The organism is Streptomyces sp. NPDC088732, from assembly GCF_044751205.1.
Classification (GTDB): domain Bacteria; phylum Actinomycetota; class Actinomycetes; order Streptomycetales; family Streptomycetaceae; genus Actinacidiphila.
On sequence record NZ_JBIVLI010000013.1, the window covers coordinates 1 to 21,415 of the forward strand.

General features: G+C 71.4%; 16 protein-coding genes. 10 read left to right on the forward strand and 6 right to left on the reverse strand.

All coding sequences use genetic code 11. The features are described from left to right. Window positions 1-2,508, reverse strand: a 2,508-nt coding sequence (locus ACIP9H_RS22080; RefSeq protein ID WP_401960291.1) for a phosphodiester glycosidase family protein, incomplete at its 3' end; no start/stop codon positions are given. Between the two features lie 215 nt (window positions 2,509-2,723). Next, complete coding sequence (locus ACIP9H_RS22085; protein ID WP_401960293.1) at window positions 2,724-3,593, reverse strand: alpha/beta fold hydrolase; 870 nt, start codon at window positions 3,591-3,593, stop codon at window positions 2,724-2,726. A gap of 91 nt (window positions 3,594-3,684) precedes the next feature. Here ACIP9H_RS22085 and ACIP9H_RS22090 point away from each other — a divergent pair, with 91 nt between their 5' ends. After that, window positions 3,685-4,521, forward strand: a complete 837-nt coding sequence (locus ACIP9H_RS22090) for a phospholipid scramblase-related protein (protein WP_401960296.1) — start codon at window positions 3,685-3,687, stop codon at window positions 4,519-4,521. Between the two features lie 128 nt (window positions 4,522-4,649). Next, window positions 4,650-5,525: a sirohydrochlorin chelatase gene (locus ACIP9H_RS22095; RefSeq protein ID WP_401586495.1), complete on the forward strand. Its 876-nt coding sequence runs from the start codon at window positions 4,650-4,652 to the stop codon at window positions 5,523-5,525. Between the two features lie 151 nt (window positions 5,526-5,676). On the opposite strand, the gene ACIP9H_RS22100 is transcribed toward ACIP9H_RS22095, so the two are convergent. The 3 genes from ACIP9H_RS22100 to ACIP9H_RS22110 form a co-directional block, all read right to left on the reverse strand. Beyond that, window positions 5,677-6,714: a lactonase family protein gene (locus ACIP9H_RS22100; protein WP_401590157.1), complete on the reverse strand. Its 1,038-nt coding sequence runs from the start codon at window positions 6,712-6,714 to the stop codon at window positions 5,677-5,679. 78 nt (window positions 6,715-6,792) lie between these two features. Continuing rightward, entirely contained in the window at window positions 6,793-8,022 is a 1,230-nt protein-coding gene (locus tag ACIP9H_RS22105; protein ID WP_401590160.1) for a nitric oxide synthase oxygenase, read from the reverse strand. Between the two features lie 314 nt (window positions 8,023-8,336). Next, window positions 8,337-9,848: an FUSC family protein gene (locus tag ACIP9H_RS22110; protein WP_401590163.1), complete on the reverse strand. Its 1,512-nt coding sequence runs from the start codon at window positions 9,846-9,848 to the stop codon at window positions 8,337-8,339. Window positions 9,849-10,215: 367 nt separating this feature from the next. On the opposite strand from ACIP9H_RS22110, the gene ACIP9H_RS22115 reads away from it, so the two are divergent. From ACIP9H_RS22115 to ACIP9H_RS22150, 8 genes are all read left to right on the forward strand, one after another. Further along, window positions 10,216-10,746: a (2Fe-2S)-binding protein gene (locus ACIP9H_RS22115; RefSeq protein WP_401590166.1), complete on the forward strand. Its 531-nt coding sequence runs from the start codon at window positions 10,216-10,218 to the stop codon at window positions 10,744-10,746. Beyond that, the gene (locus tag ACIP9H_RS22120; protein ID WP_401590168.1) at window positions 10,733-11,722 is read left to right on the forward strand and encodes an FAD binding domain-containing protein; all 990 of its coding nucleotides are present in this window, start codon (window positions 10,733-10,735) and stop codon (window positions 11,720-11,722) included. The genes ACIP9H_RS22115 and ACIP9H_RS22120 overlap by 14 nt, the downstream gene beginning before the upstream one ends. After that, complete coding sequence (locus tag ACIP9H_RS22125) at window positions 11,719-13,926, forward strand: xanthine dehydrogenase family protein molybdopterin-binding subunit (RefSeq protein ID WP_401590171.1); 2,208 nt, start codon at window positions 11,719-11,721, stop codon at window positions 13,924-13,926. Before ACIP9H_RS22120 ends, ACIP9H_RS22125 begins: the two co-directional genes overlap by 4 nt. Before the next feature lie 8 nt (window positions 13,927-13,934). After that, window positions 13,935-14,420, forward strand: a complete 486-nt coding sequence (locus ACIP9H_RS22130; RefSeq protein WP_401590174.1) for an Lrp/AsnC family transcriptional regulator — start codon at window positions 13,935-13,937, stop codon at window positions 14,418-14,420. Between the two features lie 25 nt (window positions 14,421-14,445). Then, window positions 14,446-15,117, forward strand: coding sequence for an HAD family hydrolase (locus tag ACIP9H_RS22135; protein ID WP_401590177.1), 672 nt, complete (start codon window positions 14,446-14,448; stop codon window positions 15,115-15,117). 159 nt (window positions 15,118-15,276) lie between these two features. Continuing rightward, window positions 15,277-15,501 (forward strand): ferredoxin, encoded by a 225-nt coding sequence (locus ACIP9H_RS22140; protein ID WP_401590180.1) that lies wholly within the window; start codon window positions 15,277-15,279, stop codon window positions 15,499-15,501. Then, complete coding sequence (locus tag ACIP9H_RS22145; protein ID WP_401590183.1) at window positions 15,494-16,921, forward strand: NAD(P)/FAD-dependent oxidoreductase; 1,428 nt, start codon at window positions 15,494-15,496, stop codon at window positions 16,919-16,921. The genes ACIP9H_RS22140 and ACIP9H_RS22145 overlap by 8 nt, the downstream gene beginning before the upstream one ends. Further along, window positions 16,918-18,147 (forward strand): cytochrome P450, encoded by a 1,230-nt coding sequence (locus tag ACIP9H_RS22150; protein ID WP_401590185.1) that lies wholly within the window; start codon window positions 16,918-16,920, stop codon window positions 18,145-18,147. The genes ACIP9H_RS22145 and ACIP9H_RS22150 overlap by 4 nt, the downstream gene beginning before the upstream one ends. Before the next feature lie 115 nt (window positions 18,148-18,262). Here ACIP9H_RS22150 and ACIP9H_RS22155 read toward each other — a convergent pair whose 3' ends face one another. Next, entirely contained in the window at window positions 18,263-21,259 is a 2,997-nt protein-coding gene (locus ACIP9H_RS22155; protein ID WP_401590187.1) for a DEAD/DEAH box helicase, read from the reverse strand. Window positions 21,260-21,415: the final 156 nt, after the last annotated feature.

Consider the following 21,415-nt stretch of genomic DNA (forward strand, 5'->3'; position numbering starts at 1 on the left):
GTCCGGGGTGCTGTCCGCGGCGGGCTCCTGGCCGACCGGGATCAGGTCGCAGCCGGCGTCGGTGAGGACCTGGTGGGCCAGCTTGAGGTCCTGCGCCAGACCGCGGTCGGTGATGTCGCCGTTGAGGACCAGCAGGTCCGGGTGGGTCGCGCGGATCTTGTGGATCGCGGCGGTGGCCACCTGCGTCAGCGCCGGGCTGTCGGCGGTGAACTGCACATCGGACAGGGTCGCGAACTGCCAGGTGCTGCTGCCCTTGAGGAGCGAACCGTCGTCCGAGACCAGCGGGTCCGGCTTCAGGTCCGGCTGCGCCGGCAGATCCATCGAGGTCGGGACGTCCGCCTCGATCCGGTCCAGGACGAACGAGCCCGCCTTCTGCTGCGCCACGCTGGTGTTGATGCCCTGGAAGCTCGAGATGGAGATCGGGAACTTCGTACCGGCCGGAACATCGAAGTTCGCGTACTGCCAGTTGTCACTCGCGGTCAGACCCGTGCCGTAGACACCGACGCTCTTGCCCGACGAGTCCGTGTACGCGACGTAGGTCAGACCGCTCGGCACGCTGATGCTGGACTTGATCCGCACCCGCAGACGCAGCGGCTGACCCGGCACGGCGACGCGCGTCGTGGTGCTGATGCCCACGTTGCGCATGGCGTTGAAGTCGATCCGCAGACCCTCGGGGGCCTTCGAGAACGTCGTGGCCGCGGTGCTGTTGTTGCGCCAGCGGGCCAGCACGTCGTCGTCGAAGTCGTAGACCGTCTTCGTCTGCACACCGATCGTGATCGGCAGCTGCGCCGTCTGGCCGGCGACCGAGATCTTCAGGATCGTGCTGGCGTTGGCCAGCGGAGTGATCCGCAGCTTGCCGTCCACGGCCTTGATGTCCACGACATCGTGGTCGTAGTCGAGCGAGAGGTCCTGCGGGGCGATCGGGGCCGTGTAGCCCTCCACGTCACGACCCGTCACGGAGACGGACGTCGCGTCGCTGGGAGTGGCGGAGGCGATCGACAGCAGCTGCGAGGAGGGCTCCACGCTCGCCAGCGGGCCGAGGACGGAGACCGTCCCGTGCCCCGTCACACTGCCCGACTTCGCGTCAACGGTGACCGGGCCGTGCGCCTGGGGCGCGGTGAGAGTGGCGCCGTCGACGGACGCCTCACGTGCCGACCACTGCACGGACGACGGGTCGACCGTCACCGGCGTCTGGTGGTTGTCGACGCCGACCGCGGTGAGCGTGCGGTGCAGGCCGGGGAAGACCTTCACCTCACCGTCGGCCGCGGTCTGGCCGGGCGCGGGCTTGACGAGCAGCTGGCGCAGCTTGCCGTCGCCCTTCGTCACGAACACGCCGACACCATTGGGGTCGTTGCGCTCGTGGCCGTCGGACGGGACGTTGCGGACGGTCGCGGAGTCGTCGCCGAGACCGCGGGCGACCATGGTGGACGAGCCGCCGCCGTCGAGGTTGACCGCCGTCTCCACGCCCATCGCGGCGAGGTCGCGCGCTTCCTTGTCGATGCCGACGCCGCCCTTGCCGGTGCCGCCCGGGCCGTCCCAGGTGGCGAGGACGAGGGTCTTGCCGCCGTCCTTGAAACCGAGCGCGGTGCGCGGGGCAATCGAGGTGTCGAGGCCCTTGACGACCTGGCCGCCGGCGACGATGGTGCCGCCGTGGCCGATCGCGAACTGCATGGTCTTTGCGGCGTTGTCGGCGAGCGCGTAGCTGAGGGTCGCCGGGTCGCCGGGCTGGAGCGCGCGGATCGCGGTCGCCGCGGCGCCGCGGCCGACGAGCACGAAGCTGCCGTCCGGGATCGCCCCGGAACCGGCCGGACCGCTCGGGGTGACCGACACGACCGAGCCGTTGGTGACCAGGGCCTCGGCGATCTGGTCGTTCGCCACGCCCGTCAGGCCGTTGTTGCGGCTGTAGGTGCCCCACGCGGGCGTGAACGCGACCATGCCGTCGGCAGGGATGCCGCCGCCGTTCGCGGCGTTGATCGACAGGACCTTGTGGTCCGCGTCCGCGAACTTCGCCGTCGTGTTGACCGTGAGGTCCACGAGCTGGGCGATGCCGTCCTTGCTGACGCCGACGTGCTTGCGGCCGCCGGAGATGTCGGCGGTCTTGACGAGCTGCCCGTTCTGGACCTCGCCGCCGAGCGCCGCGTTGGAGTTGCCGATGTCGAAGAAGTCGCCGTTCACGCCCGCGACGGCACCCGCCTTGTTGACGGCGTCGCTGAGCGGCCCGCCGGACGCGACCGGTCCGGAGCTCAGCAGGTCCGTGCCGACCGAGCTGTTGGACAGGTCGACGGTGAGGAACTGGGCGTCGTACCAGCCCTTCTGGTCGACGGCCTTGACGTGCTGGAGGCCGATGCCCGGGCCGATCTTCTCTGAGGTGTTGACCAGGGGGATGCCGCCGGTGACGGGCGCGGGCCGGCTGCTGTCCGCGTACGCCACGGCAGGTGCGGCCGCCAGCGCGGTCGCCGTGGCGAGCACCACGAGCAGTGGCCTTGCCCGCCGATGGTTCACGACCATCAATTTCATGGAAACCTCGGATCGGAAGGGACACGGAGGCACGCCTCCGCCGCACCCGTTTCGATCATGGGTGCGGATCCGATTAGAGAGATCCTGTGAAGAGCGCACATGACGTCTTCACCATCAAGCAATGAACCCTGGCTGTGGCCTTGTGTGTACGGCCCACGGGTTTCGCACCGTCAGGATCCCGGTCACCCCGCGCCGCTCGGCGCCTCTCAGTCCGCGGAGGGACCGGAGAGAAACGCCTCCAAGGCCTCCAGCCAGGCGCGGGGTTGGTCGATGTGGGCCATGTGGCCCGCTTCCTCGACGACCGAGGCCCGTGCGCCCGGGATCAGTTCGAGCGTGGGCGCCACGAGACCGACGGGGAAGGTCATGTCCTGCCGCCCGTGCAGCAGGAGGAGCGGAATGCCGGAGTCCGCGAGGCGCCGGGGCGCGTCCGGAAGGCGGGGGCCGGGCAGCGTGCCGGCCTGCCAGGGCCGCATCCACTCCCCGGAGAACCGGACGCCCGCGAGGACGTCGAGGTAGCCGGGCAGGGCGTCCGGGCGCCAGACGTTCGCCGGCGCGGCGGCCAGAGCCGCTGCCCGGGTGAGTTCAGGACCCGACAGCGACGGGTCGGACCACACCTCTGCCTCGGCCGCCATGCGCTCGGTGCGTTCGCGCCAGCCGTCGAACGCGTCCTCGGGCACGGGCAGGACGCTGCTGGACGCGACCACCAGGCGTCGGACGCGTTCCGGCGCGGCCAGTGCGAGCCGCTGGGCGATCAGCCCTCCGTACGAGAAGCCGAGGACGTCCGCCCGCTCGATCCCCAGCGCGTCCAGAAGACGCACGAGGTCGGTGGTGGCCACCGCGGGGGTGTACGCGCCGTCCGCCAGTCCGCGGGTGGAACGCCCGCAGCCGCGCAGGTCCGGCAGGACGATCCGGCGGTGACCGGCGAGCCGGGCGAGGGGTTCCCGCAGGTAGCTGTGGTCCCAGTCGGGGCCTCCGTGGACCACCAGCAACGGCCGCTCGGCGCAGCGGGCGCTCTGCGCCACGAACAGTTCCACGACCGGGTCGTCCGACACCGGCACCAGCGATTCGGCGAACATCCGCCCAGTGTGCCCGCGCCGCCCGGCCGCGAGCGGCCCGGTGCGGCGCACCGGCAACGGCGGTGTCGGTGGCAGCCGTTACCCTGCCCGGGTGACGACGCAATCGAACACCCCGGCGGGCTGGTACGCGGACCCGCACGGCACTCAGAATCTGCTGCGCTACTGGGACGGGTCCCAGTGGACGGAGCACACCCACGCGGGCCAGCAGCCCCCGGCCCCCACCAAGGAGAACCCCTGGGAGCTGGGCGTGGACGGCGGCCACGACCCCTCGCGCATCCAGCGGCAGGTGCAGCAGCAGGCGGGCCTCGCCCCCGGGGCGCAGGGCGGCGGCACGCTGTTCAGCGAGCCGGTCCTCGTGGTCAACCAGAAGGCCAAGCTCATCGAGCTGAACAACGAGTACAGCGTGTTCGACCAGAACGGCGCCCAACTGGGCTCGGTGATCCAGGTCGGCCAGAGCACCGCCCGCAAGGTGCTGCGCTTCGTCTCCAGCGTCGACCAGTTCCTGTCGGTCCGCCTGGAGGTCCGCGATGCGCACGGGCAGCCGCAGCTGCTGCTCACCCGTCCCGCGAAGTTCATCAAGTCGAAGGTCGTCGTACAGCGCCCGGACGGCACGACGCTCGGTGAGATCGTCCAGCAGAACGCGATCGGCAAGATCAACTTCGCGTTCGAGGTGAACGGCCAGAAGATCGGCGCCATCAAGGCGGAGAACTGGCGGGCCTGGAACTTCGCGATCGTCGACCACGCCGGCACCGAGGTGGCCCGTATCACCAAGACGTGGGAGGGCCTGGCGAAGACGATGTTCACCACGGCCGACAACTACGTGCTGCAGATCCACCGTCCGCTGGCGGATCCGCTGCTCAGCATGGTCGTCGCCTCGGCGCTCACCGTCGACACGGCCCTGAAGCAGGACTCGCGCGGACTGGGCTGACCGGCCCCCGCGACACGGTGCCGGGCCCTGCCGGACCCGGCACCGTATCCGGACAGAACCGGACAGGTAACCCCTGGGAAGGACCCGCCCGAACAACAGCGCGCGCAAAGGCACTAGCATGCCTCGCCATGAGCACTGCCGAAGGCCCCGCACCCGGCCTGCCCGTTCGAATGCCGCGCCCCCGCCAGCCCGGGCGCCACCGGCGACCGGAAACGCTGACCACGCCCGAGGGCGCGCCCGCGCTGGTCCTTGCCGTGCCCGGTACGCCTTCCCCCGCGATACGCAGCCTGGCGGAGGAGATCGTCAGCATCGCGCGTATCGAGCTGGCCGGTCTCGACCCCCGCGTCGGCTATGTCGACGGTGACGGCGACGAGTACCCCTCGCTGGAGTCCGTGCTGACCCAGGCGGCCGCCGAGCGCGGCGAGGAGTCCCCCGCGGCGATCGTGGTGCCGCTGCTGGCCGGGCCCGAGGCGTCGGTCATGCGCCGGTTGCGGCAGGCCGTGATGGACAGCCGCTCCGCGGCCGAGGTCACCGATGTGCTGGGTCCGCACCCGCTGCTCGCCGAGGCGCTGCACGTGCGGCTGTCGGAGGCCGGTCTGGCGCGTGCCGACCGCGCCCGGCTGTTCACGGTCGCCACGGCGGCCGACGGCATCATCCTGGCCACCGTGGGCGGCGAGGAGGCGGTCCAGGCGGCCGGCGTGACCGGTCTGCTGCTGGCCGCGCGGCTCGCCGTGCCGGTGCTGCCCGCCGCGCTGGACATCGAGGGCTCCATCGCCGAGGCCGCCGACCAGCTGCGTTCCTCCGGTTCGCTGACGCTGGCCCTGGCCCCGTACGTGGTCGGCCCGGAGGTCGCCCCCGAGGTGCTGCACGACGCGGGCAAGGAGGCCGGCTGCTCGGCCGCCGACGCCCTCGGCCCCTACCCGGCGATCGGCAAGCTCGTGGTGGCCAAGTACACGACGGCCCTGGGCATCCCCCAGTCGCCGGAGGGTGCGCCCATGCCCTGACGGGCCGCCCGCCCGTACGACGACGGCGTGGTGGGGGGGGCCCCCCCCCCCCCCCCCCCCCCCCCCCCCCCCCGGGGGGGGGGGGCCCCCCCCCCCCCCCCCGGGGGCCCCCCCCACCACGCCGTTGTTCGTGGTGCGGTGGGCCCGGACGTCAGCCGAACACGACGCAGGAGGCGGCCGGAACGGTCAGCGAGCCGGCGAGCTCGGGCGTGCCGGTCGCGGGGTCCACGTCGAACCAGCTGACGTCGCCGGAGCGCTCGTTGGCGGCGTACAGCCTGGTGCCCGACGGGTCGAGGGTCAGGTGGCGGGGCCAGTCGCCGCCGCAGTCCACGGTCTCCAGCAGTTCGAGCGTGTCGCCGTCGGCGTCGACGGAGAGCACGGCGATGCTGTTGTGGCCCCGGTTGGCGACCCAGGCGAACCGCCCGTCGGGCGAGACGACCAGCTCGGACGGGTAGTTGGGGCCCGTGGCGCCCTCGGGCAGCACGGACACCTCGGCGACCGGCTTCAGCCGTCCCACTTCGGCGTCCCAGTGGCAGACGGTGACGACCGAGGCCAGCTCGTTCATGATGTACGCGCGGTCGCCGCGCGGGTGGAACGTCAGGTGGCGCGGGCCGCTGCCGGACCGCAGGCCCATCTCCCGCTCGATCTCCAGCTCGCCGGTGGCGGCGTCGAGTTCGCACACACGCACCGAGTCGGTGCCGAGGTCCACGGTGAGCACCCAGCGGCCCGCCGGGTCCGGCAGCACCATGTGGGCGTGCGGGCCGGTCTGCCGGTCCGGGTCGGGGCCGTCGCCCTCGTGCTCCATCACGTGCCGGGTGGCGCCCGGCTTCCCCTCGCCGTCGACGGGCAGCACGCTGATGGTGCCGGTGCCGTAGTTGGCGGTCAGCAGGTGTCCCTGGTGCAGGCACAGGTGGGTCGGGGAGCCGCCTCCCACCGGCACGACCGCGCCGAGGAGTTCGGGGCGCGCGGGGTCGCTCAGCGAGAACGCGGCGGCGCCGCCGTTCTCCTGCTGCTCCGACACCGCGTAGAGGCGCGTGCGGTCCTCCGAGAGGACGAGGAAGGACGGGTCGTCCACCGCGGCGTCGGCGTGCAGCGCCGTCAGCGCCCCCGAGTCGGGGTCGACGGCCGCGGTGGTCAGCCCTTTGCCGCCCGCCGAGGTGAACGACCCGATGTAAACGTGCCCGGCCACTGCCGTACCTCTTCCACTGGTTGTACGTACGGCGGCTGAGAGTAACGCAGTGGCCGGAATCCGCTCCCGCTGCCCCCGTCACACCATCGTTTCGCCGCGGGCGAGGGCGAGCGCCTGCGGATGGTGCACGTACGCCGGGGTCCGCTCCCCGGTCTCGTAGTAGCGGTGGAACACCCCGGTCGCGGAGCCCGACATGGGCGGCACGATCCACGACCAGTCGGCGGGCACGGTACGGCCCCTGCGCTCCTCGCGGTCGATGTGGGCGAGGAAGCGGCGGGACTCGGTGTGGTGGTCGGTGACGGTGGCGCCCACCTGGTCGAAGGAGTGCAGCACGGCCCGGTTGAGCTCGACCAGGGCGCGGTCGCGCCAGAGCGTCCGGTCCTTGGCCGTGTCCAGGCCGAGTGCCTCGGCGACGCGCGGGAGGAGGTCGTAGCGGTCGGTGTCGGCGAAGTTGCGGGCGCCGATCTCGGTGCCCATGTACCACCCGTTGAAGGGGGCGGCGGGGTAGCAGACCCCGCCGATCTCCAGGCACATGCAGGAGATCGCCGGGACGGCGTGCCAGCGCAGGCCCCACTCCGCGAGCCAGTCGAACTCCGGGTGCACGATCGGGACCTCGAGCACGGCCTCGTCGGGCAACCGGAAGCAGCGCGGCTGCCCGCCGCCCGCCCCCTGGACGATGAGCGGCAGTACGTCGAAGGGCGTACCGGCACCGCCCGACCAGCCGAGGCGCACGGCCGCCTCGGTGATACCGGTGTTGACCGGGTCGCCGACCACGGTGCCGTCCGGCGCGCGGTGGCCCGCGTAGCGGATCAGCTGCTCGTTCCATATCCGCGGGCCCTGCCGCTCCGGGGTGTCCGGGGCGAAGACGGTGATGACCGGGCGGATCCGGCCCTCGTTGGTGGCGGCCCGCAGATGGGCCACGGACTCCAGCGCGACGCCCTCGGCGGTGGTGATGTGCCGGCGGTCGCGCACCTGAAGGGAGTTCCAGTACAGCCGGCCGATGCAGCGGGTGTTGTTCCGCCAGGCGACGCGGGCTCCAAAGACGAGTTCCTCGCGCGTGTGCCGGTACGTGCCCGTCGCCTCGATCTCGGCGAGGACCGCGGCCAGTCGGCGCCCCGGGTCGCCCGCGGCGGGGAACTCCGTGTGGAACTGCCGCACGAAGTCCGCCGCCAGGGCCCGTATGCCGGGTTCCCGGTCCGCGTCGCCGGCCTGGTCGCGGCCGTCCGCCGGCCGCTCCCCCGCCGCCGGCTCCTCCTGCGGCGCGGGGTGCCCGGCCGGGCACCTCGTCACCGGTTCCGGATCCTCCATCCGTATGTGCTGGACGTCGGCGGGGGCGCGGCCTGCCCCCGCCGACGTCCGCTGATTCGTTCCTCCTGCACGGCGCAGAAACCTCAGCACGCCACGTACCCCCAAGACGGTTCCGCGCGGGCCGTGTCCCGTGACGGCCCGCGTGTCGGACGCGAGATGGAACCGGTCTACTGCGCGGAAGGAACGATCCATCCGGTCTTCCAGGGGTGAATACGACCCAAAACCGCGCCGGGTGTCTATGCGCCGTGCCGCCGGTGATTGCTTTGCGTCACGCTTCGACAGCAGTGCGTGTCGATGCGGCTGCGGCTGACGGGTCAGACCGGGACGGTGGTGCGCGGCCCGGTGCCCAGCGGGACGGCCAGACCGGTCAGGGCGGCTTCGAGGCCGTGGAGATGGGCGAGGGCGCGCTCGGCGTGCGGGTGGCCGCCGCGGGCGCCGGAGACGGCCGGGGGCGGGGGCTCGGGCGCCGGCGGTGCCAGGAGCCGCCGCAGGGCGGTCTCCACGCGCCGGCAGGCGGCGGTGAGGCGTTCGTCGTGGCAGGCCCGCGGGTCGGCGGCGGCCTCGGCGAGACCGGCGGCCTGGCGGGCGCACTCGTCCAGGAGGGCGAGGACGGCCCGGGCGCGCGCCTTGCGGGCCCGCAGGGGGCTCAGGGGGTGCACCAGCGGTGCCACGGACAGCCGCACCCGCACGAGCAGCGCGTCCAGTTCGGCAACGTGACGGGCGAGATCCCCGGAGGCCGACCCGCCCGCCAGGTGCCGTGCGGCCTCGCCGGTGACGTCGCGCACGGCGTGCAGCGCGCGCCGGATCCACGCGTCCGTGGCCGCGTGCGTCGTCACGGGCAGCACCGCCAGGACCGCCACGGCCGCGGCCAGCGCGCCGACGGCGGTCTCCCCCAGCCGGAGCGCGAGCAGCCCCGGACGGAGGATGCCGAACAGTCCGTAGAGCAGCCCCGCCATGACGGTGACGAAGAACATCATCCAGCTGTACGAGACCGGGGCGCTCCAGAAGATCCCGAAGACGCACACGGCGACCAGCGCGGCGGTCGGCGCGGGCGCCCCGTGCAGGGGCAGCGCGACCGCCAGGCCTCCTGCGATGCCCGCGACGGTGCCGAGCACCCGGCGGAAGCCGCGGACCAGCGTCTCGCCGCGCGACGCCGTGTTCACGAAGATCCACCAGGCGGTGCCGACCGCCCAGTACCAGCGGTCCTGCGACAGCGCCTGACCGGCCGCCACGGCGATCGCCGCGGCGAGCAGCGCCTGGAAGGCCTGCCGGGTTGTCGCACGGCGCAGCCCGCGCTCCTGCGGCAGGACGGGCACCGGGGCGGGGGCGGTGCCGCGCTCGTAGCACCACACGCCGAAGCGGACGGCGGCGGCGCAGCCCAGTCCGAGCCCCACGGCCGCGCAGAGCTGCGGCAGCAGCCCGGGACCGGCGCGCAGGAACTGGGCGGCGAAGAACATCATGAAGGCGAAGACGCCCAGGGCGTGGCCGCGCGGCCCCCAGCGGCGCGCGTAGACGCCGGCGAAGACCACGGCCAGGAAGGCCGCGTCCCGGGCGCCGGGGGCGGCGTGCAGGCAGACGGCCAGTGCCAGCACCGGGAAGCCGACGACCGGCAGGAGCGCGGTCGTCACGGCCTGGCGGGCCGGTCCCGGGTCCGCCACGACGAACAGCGCGAGCAGCGCCGCGAGGCCGCCCGCGACGACGGCGGGCAGCGGCAGCCCCACCGCGGCGACCGAGGCGACGCCGGCGCCGATGCCGAGGACGGCGCGGGTGGCGGCGCGCAGCCGGGCCCGCCCCGGGTCCGGTGCGTGGAAGATGTGCCTGACCACGGATGCCGTCCCGCCCCCTGCTCTGTCCGTGCTGTGCCGTGCCGTGCATGGCGAAGGCGCTGCGGGGACCAGGACACCGGCCTCCCGCAACGCCATCGTCCGCTCCAGACAAGCATCACCCGGGCCCCTGGCTCAACCGGCGCCCGATGTCCTGGGCCATTGGCACAGCCGCCCGGGACGCCCGTCGTCCCGGCGCCGGACCAGTGGCCCATGCCGGACCACCCATACGGCGTATATTGGTGCCAAAGGCGGGCATACCGACACCTAACGGTTGGTTCCCGCCTTTCACGGCTCCTGACGAACCAACGCACCGGATCCGCCCCGGAAGGGGCTCCAGTCGTATCCGGCCCGTCCGGAGGAGGACGCGATGAGGGACGTGGCGAGCGAGCGGGACGTGGACGACCGTCCCGCGATCATCGAGCGGGTCGTGACGCTCGACGTGAACGGCCGGTCGTACACCCTGCGCCTGGACACCCGGGTGACGCTGCTGGACGCCCTGCGGGACCGGTTGGGGCTGGTCGGCACGAAGAAGGGCTGCGACCAGGGCGCCTGCGGTGCGTGCACGGTGCACCTGGACGGCCACAGGGTGCTGGCCTGCCTGACCCTGGCCGCCCAGGCGGAGGGCCGGGCCGTCACCACCGTCGAGGGCCTGTCCGGCAGCGAGGGGGCGCATCCGGTGCAGCGGGCTTTCATGGAGCACGACGGCTTCCAGTGCGGCTTCTGCACCCCCGGGCAGATCATGTCCGCCGTGGCGCTGACGGCGGAGGGCCGGGCCGGCTCCGACGAGGAGATCCGGGAGTTCATGAGCGGCAACCTGTGCCGCTGCGGCGCCTATCCGAACATCGTCGCCGCGATACGCGAGGCGGCGTCCGAGGGAGGTCGCGATGCGCATCTTTGAGTACGTGCGGGCCACGGCCACCCAGGAAGCGGTGCGGATGCTGGCGGACGACCCGGAGGCGTCCTGCCTGGCGGGCGGCACGACACAGCTCGACCTGATGAAGGACGGGGTGCTGGAGCCGCCGCGGCTGATCGACATCACGCGGCTCCCGCTGCACGGCATCGAGCGCCGCGGCGAGACCCTGCACGTGGGGGCGCTGGCCACCATGGAGGAGCTGGCCGCCGACGCCACGGTGGCCGAACGACTGCCCGTGGTGCGCGAGGCGCTGCTGCTCGGCGCGTCGGTCCAGTTGCGGAACATGGCCACCATCGGCGGCAACCTGCTGCAGCGCACACGCTGCCGCTACTTCCGCGATCCCGGTGTCTTCGAGTGCAACAAGCGCTCTCCGGGCTCGGGTTGCGCGGCAGTCCTGGGCGCGGCACGCATGCACGCCGTGCTCGGGGTGAGCGAGCGGTGCGTGGCGCTGCACGCCTCGGACCTCGCCGTCGCCCTGGTGGCGCTCGACGCCGTCGTGCACATCCAGGGGCCGTCGGGCCGCCGCAGTGTGCCGCTGACGGAGTTCTACTTCACCGCCGACGAGAGCCCCGAGCGCGAGAACGTGCTGGAGCACGCCGAACTGATCACCGAGGTCGAGATCCCGCTGCCGCCGCCGGCCGCCTTGTCGGGCTACCTCAAGGTGCGCGACCGGATGTCGTACGAGTTCGCCCTCACCTCTGCCGCGGTGCTGCTCGTCCTCGACGGCGGAACGATCCGCCAGGCCCGCGTCGGGCTCGGCGGAGTGGGGTCGAAGCCCTGGCGGGCCTACGAGGCCGAGCACGTGCTGACCGGCGCGCCCGCCACGACGGCCGCGTTCATGGACGCGGCCCAGGCGACGATGGGCGACGCGTGGACCCTCCCGGGCACGGCGTTCAAGGTGCCGCTCGCCCGGCGCACCCTTGTGCGCGAACTGCAGACAGTGTCAGGAGTGTCGGCATGAGCACCGTCGAAAGCAGGCCCCTGGTCGGTACGGGCATCAACCGGGTCGACGGTCCGCGCAAGGTCACCGGCACCGCTCCCTACCCGATGGACTTCAGCGTCCCGGGGCAGGTCTACGGCGCCCTGGTGCAGAGCACGATCGCCGCGGGGCGGATCGTCCGCATGCACACCGAGGCGGCCGAGACCGCCCCCGGCGTGATCAGCGTGCTCACGCACGAGAACGCCCCCGAGGTCGGGACGGGACCGGTGACGGCGCTCGGCCCCTCCCCGGCCGCGCCGCTGCGCAACGACCGGATCATCCACCAGGGCCAGCACATCGCCTTCGTGGTGGCCGAGACCCCGGAGCAGGCCACCGCGGCGGCGCGCCTGGTCCGCGCCGACTACGAGACGGCCGAGCCGCTGCTCGACCTCCAGGACCCGCGTGCCGAGCACGTGACCGACCCCTGGGGGATGGACACCTCGCGCGGCGACGCCGCCGCGGCCCTGGAGAGCGCCGAGGTGACCGTGCGCGCCACGTACACCACCCCGGACAACACCAACAACCCGCTCGGGCTGTTCGCCACGCTGGCCGCGTGGGAGGGCGACACGCTCACCGTGCACGACACCAGCCAGTGGCCCTCCATGGTGCGCACCACGCTCGCCATGGTCTTCGGCATTCCCGAGAGCTCGGTACGGGTCCTGGTGCCCTACGTCGGCGGCGGCTTCGGCGCCGGGCTGCGCGCGTGGCCGCACGTCGTCCTCACCGCGATGGCCGCCCGGGTGCTCAAGCGCCCGGTCAAACTGGTCCTGACGCGGCCGCAGATGTTCACCTCCGTCGGGCACCGCCCCCACGGCGTGCAGTGGCTCAGCCTCGGCGCCACGCGGGACGGCGTGCTGACCGCCCTCGACCACCGCAGCCTTACCTCCTTGAGCATGGAGGACAACGACTTTGAGCCCTTCACCCACGGAACCGCCTTCGCCTACCGGTGCCCCAATGTGATCACCCAGGACCGGCAGGCCAGGATGAACGTCTCCGTGCCGACGTCCATGCGCGCCCCTGCCGAGGCGCAGGGCAACTTCGCCCTGGAATGCGCCCTCGACGAACTGGCGTACACCTTGGGCATGGACCCGGTGGAACTGCGGGTGCGCAACCACACCGACGTCGACCCGCGCAACGGGCTGCCCTGGACCGGCAAGGCGATCCTGGAGTGCTACGAGGAAGGCGCGCGCCGCTTCGGCTGGTCCGAGCGGAATCCCGAGCCGCGCTCCATGCGCGAGGGGAACTGGCTCATCGGCTACGGCATGGCCAGCGCGATGTTCCCGTACTTCGCGACGCCGTGCATGGCCGAGGCGACCGTCCACCGCGACGGCAGCGCCTTTGTGCGCAGCGCGGCAACGGACATCGGCACCGGCACGTACACCGTGATGGCCCAGCTGTCCGCCGAGGAACTGGGACTGCCCCTGGAGAAGGTCCGGTTCGACCTCGGCGACTCCGACATGCCCGACTCGATGATGGCGGGCGGGTCCGGGCTGACCGGCGCGCTCGGCAACGCGGTGCACGACGCCTGCCGGCGGCTGCTGCGCTCGTTCGCGGAACTCGCGCGCGAGGACGACGAGTCGCCCCTGAAGGGCGTGAACCCCGACGACGTGGAGTGCGGAGACGGCCGGGTCTTCCCCGCCGGCCGGCCGGACCGCGGGGAGTCCTACGTCGACATCCTCGCCCGTCACGGCCTGCCCCAGCTCACGGCGACCGGGGGCAGTACCCCGCCCGTCGCCGAGGAACTCGGCATGTCCCCGGCCGGCGCCTACGGCGCGAAGTTCGTGGAGGTCCGGGTCGACGCCGACCTCGGCCTCGTCCGGGTCGCACGGGTGGTGTCCGCGATCGACGGCGGCCGCATCCTGAACGCGAAGACGGCCAGGAGCCAGATCATCGGCGGCACGGTCGGCGGTATCGGCATGGCGCTGTTCGAGGACACCGTCACCGACCCGCGCACCGGGCGCATCGCCAACGGCACCTTCGCGGACTACCTGGTGGCCGTGAACGCCGACATCCCTGACCTGGACGTGGTCTTCGTGGGCGAGCCGGACCGCGGCACCCCGACCGGCACCAAGGGTGTGGGCGAGGTCGGCCTGGTCGGCATCGCGGCCGCGATCGCCAACGCCGTGCACCATGCCACCGGAAAGCGCCTCAACCGACTCCCGATCACGCTCGACGCCCTGCTCTGAGCCGGCCCGTGCCCGCCGACGAGCTGGACGCCCGCATCCTGGTGCTGCTGCTGGAACGGCCGCGGACCAGTGTGCGCGAGTGCGCGCGGATCCTGGGGATCGCGCGCGGGACGCTGCAGGCCCGGCTGGACCGGATGGAACGGGACGGGGTGATCACGGACTACCGGCCGCACCTGTCGCCCGAGGCCCTGGGCTACCGCATGCTCGCTTTCGTGCACCTGGAGGTGACCCAGGGGCATCTGGACGACACGGGGAAGGCGCTGGCCGCCGTGCCCGAGATCATCGAGGCCTTTTCCATCACCGGGGGCGGCGACCTGCTGACGCGTGTCGTGGCACGCGACGCCGCGCACCTGGAGGACGTCATCCAGCGGCTGATCCAGTTGCCGGGCGTCGTGCGGACCCGCACCGAAGTGGCGCTGCGGGAGCGGGTGCCGCAGCGCATGCTCCCCCTGGTGGAGGAGGTCGGCAGGGCGGCGGCCACTCGTACGCCCTGATCGCGGGCTTGGCATGCTGGAGGGCATGACTCTCCCCGCGGTGATCTTCGACCTGGACGGCACGCTGGTCGACAGCGAGCCCAACTACTTCGAGGCCGGCCGCCGGCTGCTGGCCGGCCACGGCGTCGACGACTTCACCTGGGAGCAGCACGCGCGCTTCATCGGCATCGGCACCCGCGAGACGCTGGAGACCCTGCGCGCCGAGTACGGGCTCAGCGCCTCCGTCCAGGAACTGCTGGACGCGAAGAACCGGCTCTATCTGCGGCTGGCGCGCGAGGCGACCCATGTCTTCCCCGGGATGCGCGCGTTCGTCGACCTCCTGCACTCCGAGGGGCACCCGATGGCGGTCGCCTCGGGGTCCTCGCGGGAGGCGATCGCCGCGGTCCTGGCCGGCACCGGGCTGGGTGCGGTGCTGACCACCGTCGTGTCGGCGGAGGAGGTCCCGCGCGGCAAGCCGGAGCCCGACGTCTTCCTGGAGGCGGCGGCGCGCCTCGGGGTCGACCCGGCCGACTGCGTCGTCGTCGAGGACGCCCCGCCGGGCGCGGAGGCGGCGCACCGCGCGGGCATGCGGTGCGTCGCGGTCCCGTACCTGCCGTCCCAGGCGGACGACCCCGCCTTCGCGACGGCGGGGCTGCTGGTCCGCGGCGGACAGCACTCCTTCGACGCGCGCGCCGTGCACGCCTGGCTGACCTCCTGAGCGCACGGCCGGGGAGGGTTCCCCGGGCTCGGAGCTGAGGGGGACTTCGGCGGCACCGCTCGAATGGCGCGCGTGGCCCCCCGGCCTTATTGGTGGTGTGGGGACCGCGCTCGTCGCCGTCCCCGCCCGCCACGGCCCGCAGCAGGAGGAGGCGGAACGGTGAAGATTGTCGTCGACCTCAACCGGTGCCAGGGGTACGCGCAGTGTGCGTTCCTCGCGCCCGGCGTGTTCGAGCTCCACGGCGAGGAGGCGCTGCTCTACGACGCCGGCGCCTCGGACGAGGAGTACGACCGGGTGTCCCGCGCCGCGTCCGCCTGCCCCGTTCAGGCGATCCTCGTCGAAGGTCCGGCCGGAGTGGCCGCGGGGGTGGGCTCCGATGACTGACCAGCGCACGGAAAGGCGGGCGGACCAGCGGGGGGACTGGCTCACGGCGCCCGAGCGCATCGTGATCGTCGGCGCCTCGCTCGCCGGGCTGCGGGCCGCCGAGGTGCTGCGCGACGAGGGCTTCACCGGGTCGCTGACCATCATCGGCGAGGAGACCGAACGGCCCTACGACCGTCCGCCGATGTCCAAGGCCGTGCTGCTCGGCCGCATGCCCCCCGAGCACGCCGCGCTGCCCGCCCGGCGCGAGGTGGACGCCCACTGGCGCCTCGGGGTGCCGGCCACCGGCCTGGACCTGGCCGCACGGCGGGTGCTGCTGCGCGACGGCAGCCATGTGGAGTACGACCGCGTACTGATCGCGACGGGCGTCCGCGCCAGGCCCTGGCCGGACGCCGCGCAGGCCTCCCTGGAGGGGGTGTTCACGCTGCGCACCATGGAGGACGCCCGGCAGCTCGTGGCCCGCCTGGACGCCGGGCCGCGCCGGGTACTGGTGATCGGCGCCGGATTCACCGGCTCGGAGATCGCCTCGGTGTGCCGGGAACGCGGCCTCCAGGTGACGGTCGCGGAACGCGGCCCCGCGCCCCTGGTCGGCGCGCTCGGCGGGGTGATCGCCGCCGTCGCCGCCGACCTGCAGCGCGAGCACGGCGTCGACCTGCGGTGCGGGATCACCGTCACCGAGCTGGTGGGCGACGAGGACGGCCGGCTGCGCTCGGCGCGCCTGTCGGACGGCTCCACCCTCGACTGCGACGTGGCGGTCGTGGCGCTGGGCGCGGTCCGCAACACCGAGTGGCTGCACGACTCGGGCCTCGGCGCCGGGCCGCGGGGGCTGGCGAGCGACGCGGGCTGCCGGGCGTTCGACATCAACGGGGTCGTGACCGACGACGTGTTCGTGGCCGGCGATGTGGCGCGCACCCCCCACCCGCTCTACGAGTACCAGCTGCTGGCCCTGGAGCACTGGGGCAACGCGGTGGCGCAGGCCGAGGTGGCGGCGCACAACATGGTCAGCTGCGGGCCCAGGCGCCGCCCGCACCTGGCCGTCCCCGCGTTCTGGTCCAGCCAGTTCGGGGTGAACATCAAGTCGGTCGGGGTGCCGTCGTTCTCCGACGAGGTCGCGATCGTCCAGGGGTCGATGGAAAAACGTTCCTTCGTGGCCGTCTACGGCTACCGGGGCCGCCTCACCGCCGCGGTCTCCTTCAACCAGAGCCGCTGGCTGGACTATTACTGCACGCTGATCGAGGCCGCCGCGCCCTTCCCGCCCGACCCCGGCACCTTCGACCGGCCGGAGGACGTCGTGGTGCAGGCCGCCGACGTGCCCGACCCGTCCCAGCTCTCGCACGGCCCCACGGTCGCGGTCACGGGGCACCTGCCCGACGAGCGCCGCGTGGTCCGCGTCCCCCCGACCGTCCAGGAGGCCCGCGCATGACCAACGAGACGATGCTGAAGCGGATCAACGACTTCGCCCACCGCGGCGACCCGTACCCGCTCTACGCCGAGCTGCGCCGCACCCCCGTGGTACGCCAGGACGACGGCGCGTACCTGGTCAGCACGTACCGCGAGATCAAGGCGCTGCTGCACGACCCGCGCATCAGTTCCGACCTGAGCCACCGTCTGCCCGGCGACCCGCAGGCCGCGCAGGCCGAGGGGCAGCCCCCGTCCTTCATCCGGATGGACCCGCCGGACCACGACCGGGTGCGCCGGCAGGCCATGCGCCCCTTCGGGCCGCCGCACACCCCTGACCGCATCGCGGGTCTGCACGACGAGATCGCGCGGGTGACCGACGGACTGATCAACTCCCTTGAAGGGCACGGCCGCATCGACGTCGTCGAGGACTTCGCCTACCCGCTGCCGGTCAGCGTCATCTGCCGCCTGCTGGGCGTCCCGCGCGAGGACGAGCACCGGTTCCGCGCCTGGGCGGACCGCATCGTGTCCTCCACCGGTGTGCGCACCCGCGGCAGCACCTTCAGCGAGGACGACGAACAGGCCCGCAAAGAGGCGATCACGGAGATGGGCGTCTACATGGCGGGGCTGCTGGAGGAACGCCGCGACAGCCCCACCGAGGACCTGATGTCCGGCCTGGTCCACGACGACGGCCCGGACGGGCGGATGGCGCCGATGGAGCTGATCGGCAGCATGGTGCTGCTGTTCATCGCGGGACACGAGACCACCGTCAACCTCATCACCAATGGGATGCTCACGCTGCTGCGCTACCCGGAGGCGATGGAACGGCTTCGGCAGGAGCCGGAGTTGATGCCCTCGGCGGTGGAGGAGCTGCTGCGCTTCGAGCCGCCCGTGCACATGCTGCCGCAGCGCACACCGCTCACCGACATCGAGATCGCCGGCGTCACGGTGCCCAAGGGCTCGCCGCTGATCCTCGTCCTCGCCGCGGGCAACCGGGACCCGGGCCGCTTCGCCGACCCCGACCACTTCGACCCGGCCCGCACCGACAACCAGCACTTCGGCTTCGGCAGCGGCATCCACAGCTGCTTCGGCGCGCCACTGGCCCGTCTGGAGACACAGATCGCGCTCACCGCGATGATCCGCCGCCTGGACAACCCGCGCCTCGCCGAGGACCCGCCGCCGTACCGGCCCAGCCCGGTGCTGCGCGGGCCGCGCCACCTGCGGATCGAGTGCGACGGAGTGCGTGCCTGAGCGCGGCGGTGAAACATGCCCGGCCACAGGTAGAGCGCGGGAGCGGATCCTCGACCTATTGACGATCAGCCCGGCCGAGGCCGCGCTTCGCGCACCTCCCACACCAAGGCGGCGGTCACCCGCACGAGCGTAGATCGGAAGCGCTGAGTACAAGCGCCGCAGTCAGGATCTGTGGTGGCTTCGTGGACATCAGCTGCTGCTTGTCGAGCAGAGCGAGACGTTTCTTGAGCCTTACGTGGAGCTCGTCAGCCTTTCGACGCAGGCTCTCGGCGGACTCCTTGGGCCTCTCGCCCTTCCGCTCCTTCTCAGAAGCCGCTGCGGCATCGACGAGCAGCCGCTCGCTCTCCGAAAGCAAACGCTTGGTCACCAGTTCCCGAGTCTTGATCAACTCAGCCAGGCGACGAGGCTGGACCTCGGCGAGGTATGCGGGCAACTGGTTGGCAATGATCCAACTCGTTGCCTTGTCTTCTGCGTCCGCGAGCCAGGGCATTCTGCCTGCGATGTCCGTCGCCGCGCCCTTGGGCGCCTCAACGCAGTCGAGATAGGGCGCGGGACCAGCAGGGTGCACTGTGCCGTGGCTGTCGACATAGGCATAGGCGAACCGTCGGGCCACCGACTCACCGGTGCCGTCCGCAACCTCTTCGACGACCCCGACAAGGAGATGCGGTTCTTCGAGGGCAGCCGAGACAAGGACGGTGCCTTGGTTGAGGGCACCCCCAAAGTTCCGCATGGTTTCGTTCATGACAGCGTCGTGCAGGGGGTGGCCGGGGGCGAGCAGGTCGGCCCGGGCGCGGCCGTCAGTCTGGACGTGGCCCAGGTCGAAGGTGACACGGTCGTACTTCGTGGCAATCGGCCCGTTACCGGCTGAGCGAATGTGCTGGGGTACGTTGACGATCTCGTAGCGGCCTTGTTCACGTCTGACGATCCGGCCGCCGAGCCGGGTGAATGCGTCCTTGAAGGTCGATTCGATGTGATGCGGCTCAAGACGTCGAGCGCGGGCTTCGTCCATCTCAGTGAGCAAGGCGCACAGATCGGCATCCGAGATGTGCTCGGAAGCGAGTGCCCGCTCGCCGAGAAGCTCTCTGAGGCCGTCTCCGACGGTACTGTCGATGACTTCGCGCATCCTGTTCTTTACATCTGGCCGCTCACCGTACTGGATGGCGTTGAGAAGCAACTCCCGCAGCGGGGTTTCGGCGAACGCCTCTCCCAGTACGTCAAAAACCTTGCCGCCGTACGTCTCGCGCATTTGGTCGAGCTTCTCCAGCAGACGCGCAAAGACCTCACCCTCGCGAGTATTGACAGCTACAAGGTTCCACAGGCGGCAGACCTCCTCCTGGCCGATGCGATGGATGCGGCCGAAGCGCTGCTCGATACGGTTGGGGTTCCAGGGCAGGTCATAGTTGACCATCAGGTGCGCGACGTGCAGGTTGAGTCCCTCGCCGGCTGCGTCCGTGGCCACCAAAATCTGCACGTCACGGTTCTTGGTGAACTCCTCCGTGATGTTCCGCCGCTCGGCCCGGCGTACACCGCCGTGAATGGCTCGGACGGCATCGGGATTTCCCAGGAGCGAGCCGATCTTTCCTCGCAGATATTGGAGGGTGTCACGGTGCTCCGTGAAGATGATGAACTTCCTGGGCCAGCCATGGGGATCTGTCGACAGCGCGTGGTCCCGGAGGAGAGCGGACAGCTCGGTCCACTTTCGGTCTGTACCTGATTCCCGGACTTTCTGCGCCGTCTTCACCAGCGCCCTCAGTTCAACGAGCTCGACGTTGAGCTCATCAACCGTCTGCGCCGCCGTCGCGGCATCGAGCAGTTCCTCCTCGATCTCCTCGATCTCCTCGGCATTGAGGTCGCCATTGTCCAGGCCGGCGAAATCAACGGTGGCCGTGTGCTCACGAACGGTTCCGTTGAGTATCTCGCGCTTTTTTCGCTCCAGGCGTTCGGTACGCCGCACGAGGCTCTTGTAGATCGCCTCGGGGCTCGAAGCCAGGCGTCGCTGCAGGACGGTCAGTGCGAAACCCACGGTATTTTTGCGCTTGCCGCCGATGCGATCGGCGCGGTTCATGCCCTCCCGGACGTAGTGGGTCACATCCTCGTAAAGATCGTACTCGAGTGCCGTCAGTTGGTAGGGGACAGTCTGCGCGATGCGCTCGGGGAAGAGATTCTTGCCCTCGAACGTCAGCAGGTCTTCCTTGATCATGCGTCGCATGACGCCACTGACGTCGGCATTCCTCTTCTGCTTGCCCTCGAACCGGTCACGGTCCAGCAAGGTAAGGAAGAGTTGGAAGTCCTCCTCCTTGCCGGAGTGCGGGGTCGCAGTCATCAGGAGCAGGTGGCGTGTGATCTCCCCGAGCATCTCGCCGAGCTGAAACCGTTTAGTCTTCTCCACCTTGCCACCGAAGTAATGACCGCCCATGCGGTGCGCCTCGTCAACGACGATCAGGTCCCACTCCGACTCCTGAAGCTGCGCCTTCAGATGCTCGTTACGAGAGAGCTGGTCCATGCGCGCGATCAGAAGTGGATAGGACTCAAATACGTTGACATTGATCTGGGCGTCGATGAGCTGGTTCGTGAGCAGGTCGAAACGGAGGCCGAACTTGAAGAAGAGCTCGTCCTGCCACTGATCGACCAGGCTTCCCGGAGCCACGATCAGACATTGCTTGACGTCGTCACGCAGCAGGAGCTCCTTGATGTAGAGCCCGGCCATGACTGTTTTGCCGGCGCCCGGATCATCCGCGAGCAGGAAGCGCAGCGGCGTACGGGGCACAAGCTCGTCGTACACGGCGCGGATCTGATGCGGGAGGGGCTGAACATCGCTGGTCGCCACGGCAAGCATCGAGTCGAACAGCCCTGCCAGTGAGATCCGCTGGGCCTCGGCGACCAGCTTGAAGTCACGTGCGTTCGCGTCGAACGCCCGGCTGCCGTTGCGGGCTGCGCTCAGCTTATCCTCGTCCTTCCGGAAGACAACCCGCTGGTCAAGGCCACCTGCGGCTGTCTTGAAGGTCAACTCCAGGGCGTTCGCACCGTGCCACTGCGCGGCGATGATCGTGACGACCTCCGCCGGCACGAGTCCGTCCACCCGCAGGCCAGGCTTGAGCTCCTCGAGCAACACGTACAGAACCTCCTGGGCGTCAGCCTGCGAACCGCCCCCGGACGTTCCGGCGGTTCCGCGGTCCCGTCGACTTCGCCAACCGGGATCGATAATCTTCGCAGAGGCCAGACGAGTCGGCGGGGGCAATGGAGCGAGAAGAACGTAAGCACCTTCGTC